The sequence below is a fragment of the Wolbachia pipientis genome (assembly GCF_023661085.1).
In the GTDB taxonomy this organism is placed as follows: domain Bacteria; phylum Pseudomonadota; class Alphaproteobacteria; order Rickettsiales; family Anaplasmataceae; genus Wolbachia.
The window spans coordinates 1-7,096 of the sequence record NZ_JAHDJT010000067.1 but is presented as its reverse complement, the minus strand read 5'-3'; the positions used below and the strand labels follow the sequence as shown (position 1 = coordinate 7,096).

The 7,096-nt window shown below is 35.8% G+C and carries 6 protein-coding genes, 1 tRNA gene and 1 pseudogene; 7 read left to right on the top strand and 1 reads right to left on the bottom strand.

What is annotated here, in order from left to right:
* From DM84_RS03790 to DM84_RS03780, 3 genes are all read left to right on the top strand, one after another.
* Positions 1 to 271, top strand: a 271-nt coding sequence (locus DM84_RS03790) for a hypothetical protein (RefSeq protein WP_250778409.1), incomplete at its 5' end; no start/stop codon positions are given.
* 72 nt (positions 272 to 343) lie between these two features.
* On the top strand, positions 344 to 949 hold the full coding sequence (locus tag DM84_RS03785) for a hypothetical protein (protein ID WP_250778408.1): 606 nt from the start codon (positions 344 to 346) through the stop codon (positions 947 to 949).
* A 154-nt stretch (positions 950 to 1,103) separates the two neighbouring features.
* Positions 1,104 to 2,435, top strand: a complete 1,332-nt coding sequence (locus DM84_RS03780; protein ID WP_250778407.1) for a dihydroorotase — start codon at positions 1,104 to 1,106, stop codon at positions 2,433 to 2,435.
* 28 nt (positions 2,436 to 2,463) lie between these two features.
* On the opposite strand, the gene DM84_RS03775 is transcribed toward DM84_RS03780, so the two are convergent.
* Complete coding sequence (locus tag DM84_RS03775; protein WP_250778406.1) at positions 2,464 to 3,612, bottom strand: SurA N-terminal domain-containing protein; 1,149 nt, start codon at positions 3,610 to 3,612, stop codon at positions 2,464 to 2,466.
* 235 nt (positions 3,613 to 3,847) lie between these two features.
* On the opposite strand from DM84_RS03775, the gene mnmE reads away from it, so the two are divergent.
* From mnmE to DM84_RS03755, 4 genes and pseudogenes are all read left to right on the top strand, one after another.
* A complete protein-coding gene (gene mnmE, locus DM84_RS03770; RefSeq protein WP_250778405.1) occupies positions 3,848 to 5,176 on the top strand; it encodes a tRNA uridine-5-carboxymethylaminomethyl(34) synthesis GTPase MnmE in 1,329 nt (442 codons plus the stop codon).
* A 47-nt stretch (positions 5,177 to 5,223) separates the two neighbouring features.
* Positions 5,224 to 5,311 (top strand) — tRNA-Ser (locus DM84_RS03765).
* A 380-nt stretch (positions 5,312 to 5,691) separates the two neighbouring features.
* On the top strand, positions 5,692 to 6,111 hold the full coding sequence (locus DM84_RS03760; RefSeq protein ID WP_250778404.1) for a hypothetical protein: 420 nt from the start codon (positions 5,692 to 5,694) through the stop codon (positions 6,109 to 6,111).
* Positions 6,112 to 6,144: 33 nt separating this feature from the next.
* Positions 6,145 to 7,096: pseudogene (locus DM84_RS03755) on the top strand (hypothetical protein); the annotation flags it as partial.

Here is a 7,096-nt window from a genome sequence, read left to right as displayed (position 1 = left end):
AGATAAAGAAAAGATTGAGGAACTAATCCAAGCTAGACCCGATAAAGACACGATGTGTGCAATACTCTATTCCAAACCTGATAAATCATATTTTTTTGAGCAGAACATTGCTCAGCTTACTTTTAACCATGAATTAAGAGATATGTTCCAATCATGTGATGTTGATTTTATTAAAAATGGAGGTGAATACCTTGCTCAGGGACAGAAAATCGATGATCAAAGGGTTGGTCATAATGACGTTTCCTGGTGCAAGGATCTTTACATTTTATAAACAGCTAATTTAATAATAATTTAACCATTGGGAATGTAAAATTATAATATATTAATTAGCTAGAGGGTAAAAATGTCAACAAATTGGTTTCATGATTTTTTTTTCGGTTCTAATGAATCGGCAATAGAAGCACTAGAAAAACTTCAAAAGATGGATGCTGAGCAGTTTCAAAAGGTGTTTAGTGCGTTAAAAGAATTCCAAGAAGCTCAAAAGATTGATGCTAAACAGTTTGAAGAGGTATTTATTGCATTAAAAGAATGGCAAGAAGCTCAAAAGATCGACGTTGAGCAGTTTAAAAAGGTATTTAGTGCATTAGAAGAAAAGATTGGTACTGAGCAGTTTCAACGTATGCAAGAGCATCTAAACGGTCTGCAAGAAAAAGTGGAAACACTTACAGAAACAGTAGCAGATCAAGAAAAAATAATGCTGACTTGTTGTGTCGTAGCAAGTGTTATCGCTGTAGCAGCAATTAGTTTTATTGGCTTCTGCATCTACCAGGGAATTAAGAGCGAAAGAGAGAAGCAAAAGGGCTTGTTAGGTACATCAAGCATAAAACTTAATAATGACCTAGGCCAATCAATCAAACCAGACACAAAATTTGGTGCAAATGAGAATAACTCGAATAAACTACGAGTGGATGGTTTTCGAGGTAATGAATTGCCAATAGCGGATCTATAACACTCTTCATTGCAAAGGTGTTACATAACTTGTAACACCTCATGGCCTGAATTAAGGTAATCCGAGATCTTTAGCTACATAGTTCGCATCTTAATTTGGTTGTGTTTTATTAAAAAAAAACTTAGATTTACTTCATAATCAACGCTGCGATTTAATGACTAAAACTTGGAATTTATTGCAAACAGGGCAGAAAGAGGGCTACAAAATTGCATATACAAATGCTCGCATTATCGATCCAGAAACTAAACTCGATATAAGAGGTTCACTGTTAACCGAAGGGAGTACAATAGTTGATTTTGGTGAGTCGTTATTTTCAAATGGAGTTCCAAGTGAGATTGACGAGACAATAGACTGTGAAGGACTTATTCTCATGCCAGGTCTTATTGACATTCACGTGCATTTTCGTGAACCAGGCCAGGAGCATAAGGAAACTATACACACAGGTAGCAAATCTGCGGCTGCCGGAGGCGTTACGACTGTGGTTTGCCAGCCTAACACTGCTCCGGCAATTGATAGCGTTGTTTTGGCTCAATATTTGAAATATAGAGCGCTTGAAACTTCACATGTAAACGTTGAATTTTACGCTAAAATCACCACTTCAGAAGAAAAGTTGACTGAAATGGCACTTTTAAAGGAAGCAGGTGCAGTTGGATTTACTGACGATGGTATGCCGGTTATGAATCCAATGATTATGAGGCAGGCGCTACTTTATTCAAGTATGCTGAGTGTTCCGATTGCTCAGCATGCGGAAGATTTAAATTTATCAGCAGGTGGTGCAATCAATGAAGGTAAGATTTCTGAGGAATTGGGAGTAAAGGGAATTTTAAGTGCTTCGGAGTCGGTCATGGTAAGTCGCGATATACTGCTCATGAAAGATATGGAAAACGTGCACTATCACATTTTACACGTTTCTGCAAAAGATTCACTCGACGCTATTAAATGTGCAAAAGACTTAGGACTGAATGTCACATGCGAAGTAACGCCTCATCACTTTACTTTAACTGAAGATATAGTGAAACAACATGGAGCAATTGCAAAAATGAATCCACCACTTCGCACCGAAGAAGATCGATTGGCTATGATTGAAGGTTTAAAAACAGGTGTGATTGATTGCATTGCAACTGATCACGCGCCACATGATCGTAGTTCCAAAGATCTGCCACTTGAGAACGCTGCATTTGGTATCGTAGGTCTTGAGACAATGCTGCCTCTTTCACTTGAACTTTACCACAGTGGGCAAATGAGCCTATTTGACGTACTTGCAAAATTAACATATAAACCTGCGGATATAATACACGTACCACGTGGTCGTATACAAAAAAACCTTACCGCAGACTTAATTTTAGTTGATCTAAATTGCGAATGGGAAATTAAAATTGACAACTTTGCTAGTAAATCAAAAAATTCTCCTTTTGATGGGCGCAAAGTAAAAGGCCACGTAGTGCGCACTATTGTATCCGGCAAAACTGTGTACTCACACAAGTGATATGTCCGCTCGGAAGCCCTAGTTCCGGTTAACTATATCGATAACTGACAACTGCATTTTTACGCATATCATCCAGTAGTAAGTTGCTTTGTATCATAATCTTTTGTTGGTATATCTGCTGTTTAATAGCTTCTGTATCTGCCGTATTGCTTTTGATATCACACAACATCATTAACCTGGCAGTGCTATTTTCTCTGAATTCTACTATTTCATTTACCTCTGTTTTACTGAATAAAGCCTGTAAATCAGGGTTTAAATCCCGCATTTTTATTTCAAATTCTTTTGCATTTGGCAACTTGAGATTATCTGCCAATTTATCAAAATTTAAACAATTAACTTTCTGCTCTTTGAGATCATCTAATGAACTTTCAGAACTTTTAACCACGACCTGTTTTAATTTTAAAGTGCTTTCCAGTAGTGCATGATCGAGTTGTACCTTATCTATTACTTTTACAATAGAGTAACCTTCGCTAAGGCTGACTGGACCTGCTATGTCACCAGTTTCTAGTCCTTCTAAAGCGCTCTTGAGGTTGCCTTTCAATTGATTTAAATTAACTGTTGCTTTACGCATCTTTATTGGAGGTTCTGGAATAAAGTCATTATTACTGTTGCGTAATTTTTTCGCTAAATCTTCAGCTATACTATAAACATTCTCACTCTCTTGGCTAGGAACTATAAACTCTTGGAACGTGATAAGATAGTCTGGCTTTTCTATTTGCCCTTTTGCATCATTTACTTCCTTGTTGCTTATATTGATAAATGGCACGATTCTCATTTCAATAATTTTGCCCCACAAAAGCTGACATTTTATTTGTTTTTTTAAAATGTCAAGGTCTATATCATGTTCTTTTATATATTGAGCAATTTCATCATCCTTAATTTTAAAGTTTTGAGTTAGAAATGACGCGATGGCATCATTTAACTCTTCATCACTCAATTTTATATTTAACCTTTGCGCCTCATTGATAATGATAATTTCGTCTATTAGCTGCCTCAGAATTTGAAGCCTTAGCTCCTTTCCGCTTTGAGTGTGAAACAGTGAATTGATCAGATTAACGCGTTTTTCAATATCTAAATTTGAAATTGGTTCACCATTTACATCTGCAATAATTTCAATCTCAACCGCAAGCAACTTAATTGGCAATATTATCAACAATAAAATTAGTATTTTACGCATAAGCAAGATTGTTTAGTTAATGATCAATTCTATAATAAATATTAAGTCAATACTAGCCAATAGGTGACTTTTGTAAATTTTTTTATCTAATATATTCATAGGTGTTTTTGATTTATTAACACAGTAGTGCTACGTTAATACAAATTAGTAAAATGAATAAAAATTTTGAGCGCTTTCAAATTAGGTGTTTTGGTTTCTTAAGTGTAGCATTGTTGAGAAATAAACTAGTTTATGTATGACAAGCACAGGTGAAACTATTTTTGCTTTATCAACCGTATTTGGTAAGTCAGGAATTGCAGTAATCAGGATTTCAGGTAGTCACGCGCTTAAGGCTTTAAATCATTTTTATATTAAAAAAGACATCAAACCTAGATTTGCTACTTTAGTTGATCTATATGATAATTCAGGTCAATTGATTGACAATGGAATAGTCATTTATTTTCCTGCTCTAAACAGCTTTACCGGCGAAGATGTTATAGAATTGCAAGTGCATGGAAGCAAAGCAGTTATAAAGATTATCTTGGAGGAATTATCAAAAGTCTTTGTCATGGCTAAGCCTGGGGAATTCTCACTTAGAGCCTTTCTAAACGGCAAGTTTGACTTAACACAGATAGAAGGAATTGCAGACTTGATTGATGCTGAGACAAAAATGCAAGCTAAACAAGCAATTAGGCAGATGTCAGGAGAATTGGAGAGGCTATACAGTGGTTGGAGACAGAAATTGATAGCAATGCAATCTAGAGTCGAGGCATATATAGACTTTCCAGAGGATATTGCAACAGAAAGAAATGAACTGGAAAAAGTCAGTAATGAAGTGCAAGTTCTCGTGCAGTCAATACAAGATCACCTAGATGATAATAGACGTGGTGAAAGATTGCGTGAAGGTTTACATATTGTGATAACTGGCGAGCCAAATGTTGGTAAATCAACGCTATTTAATTTCCTTGCCAAACGTGATATTGCTATTGTTTCTGAATATGCAGGCACAACAAGGGACGTACTTGAAGCTCATATTGACATTGGCGGATATCCGATCATCCTTTCTGACACTGCTGGAATTCGTGAGAGTTCAGATCCGGTAGAATCAGAAGGCATAAGTCGTGCGAGAAAAAAGTCTTGTGAAGCTGATTTAAGAATAGAATTATTTCCTTTTAAACAGCGTCACAATATCAATTGCAGTGTTACAAATAGTGACACCATTTACGTGCTGAGCAAAGCTGACGATACCACCGATAATCACAACATAAGAATTAACAACATAGATTTTTTACCTCTTTCTATTTTGAAAGGAATAGGCACAGAGAAGCTGATCTCTGTGATTAAAGAAAAAGTAGAAGAAAAATTTGGCTGCGATAGAGACGCTCCTTTGATTACTCGGCAAAGACACAGAAATTGCATGCAGAGAGCCATAGAACATTTACGGTGTTTTAATATAGACAATCCAATTGAACTAATATCCGAAGACTTAAGGCTTGCAGCAATTGAACTTGGTGCGGTAACTGGGGTTATTAGTGTTGAAGAAGTATTGGATGATATATTCAATAACTTCTGTGTGGGCAAGTGAAATTTTTATAGATTGCTTGGAATCAAATGTTGTGATAAAAAAGAAGTGGACGGATGGCCGAGTGGTTTAAGGCACCAGTCTTGAAAACTGACGTACGTGATGAGCGTACCATGGGTTCGAATCCCATTCCGTCCGTATACTGTTTAACATAACTCAAGTCCGACCTGTTAGCCCATTTTTGCTCAATGTGTGTGCCTTTTTCTGGGTAAGGTCATTCGGTATTTATGGACGACCTCTACCTGAAGCATTTAATGCAGCCTAAGAGGATTTGTTTTGACACACATCTTGCAGTATTTCCAAGTTCACGCTAAGGTATCTGCATATCAATGTTTATTACTTTTTTACCATTTATGGGTACTATTTTTAAAATTACGTGAGGCTTAGGATGTCTGAATATTATTCTACTGGAGGGACAAAACACTTTATCCATGGTATCGACTATCAAAAATTGTTGCTAATGCTGTTTTTTAGACGTGCAGTGGATAGAAAAGTACTTTTTCCGCTTAGCTACAGAAATGAGTTCTGCTGCAGGTTTTGACGATATTGTTTTCCGGTATGAGCGAAATGGGACAACAGTGTATATGCTTATACAAGTTAAACATAAACAAGACGGCAACCGGAAGATCTGTATAAGTGACTTACTGACAAAAAGTGGTGAACTTAACTTAGCAAAACACTTTGCTGCCTTTTTAAAAATTCAAGGTAATGAAGAATTCAAGAACAAAATAAAGGATTTTTTTACTGTTATAAATGCTGATTTTGACCGTGAAAGTCTAGCAAGCAAGGGAGTTACAGTTGAAAAAATAGAAACACAGAATGAGTTTCTGAATATAGGCAATAGTGTAAAATATAAGCTTAGATACTTACGTAATAGTATTGTTCAATACTTAAAGCAAGGAATAAGTGCTGAAGGTAGGGAAGTAAGTGATGAATAAGTAAAAGGCTTTTTGAATGAACTAGTATTTGTAGTGAATTTGCCCAATGGTGTTGAGTTAGAAAAGTTAATCAGAGATGAGGTAAGCAATAACTTGGCCGAAAAGTTCAAATACTTTGGTGATGATGACTTTGTTTTCAATGCCCTTTCCACAATGATGTCAAACTGGATGAAGGATAAAAGAGGGCGTTTTCTCACACCAGAAGAAGGTGAGAAGTTTTTTGAAAAAATTGAGCAATTTCCCAGGACTTTGAGTGGGATGAAAGAGAGCCTAGATGAAATAAGTAATAGTTATAAAGGAACCGAAGAGACTATGAAAGAGATATATAAACTGCTGTATGAAAATAGTGAAACAATAAATGGAATATATGTAGCAGTAACAGCACGAGATAACGGGCAAAGGTCCCACAAGAAACCTTATGCTTCTCATGACAAAAAAACGAAAGCGAAAGAAGAAGGAAATATAGAAGAATTAGATGAATTTGATGAAATAGAGGCTTTAAAATTTGTTAAAAGTGCTTTGAACATAGAAAACAATTTACAGAATAAGGAAATAAAAAAACTGGCACAGGAACTACAATATTCCCAATTGACTTTGAAACTAGCGGTGACATATATTAGTGAAGAAAATATTGCATTTAGCTGTAGGGGTAGAAAAGGAATTAGAGTTAGTGACTATCTGAAAAAGTATGAAAAGATAGCAGAGAAGCTACTTGACTTTAAGCCCGAATATAAAAGTGATCGTTATGCTAAAGTAACGTTCATAGCTTGGAAAATTACAATTGATGTTATAGTGCAAAAAAAATTTGGACCGGAAGCATTGGGCATTCTAGTAATAATGGCCTACCTTGATTCTAATGATATTTGTATAGAAGAAATTTTTTCCAAGGCAATAGCAGAAGACGAGAAAAGGGTGTGGAATGCTGTTAAGCTACTTGATAGATACTCAATAATTAACTTAAGGGAAGGAATAGTAAATATTCACA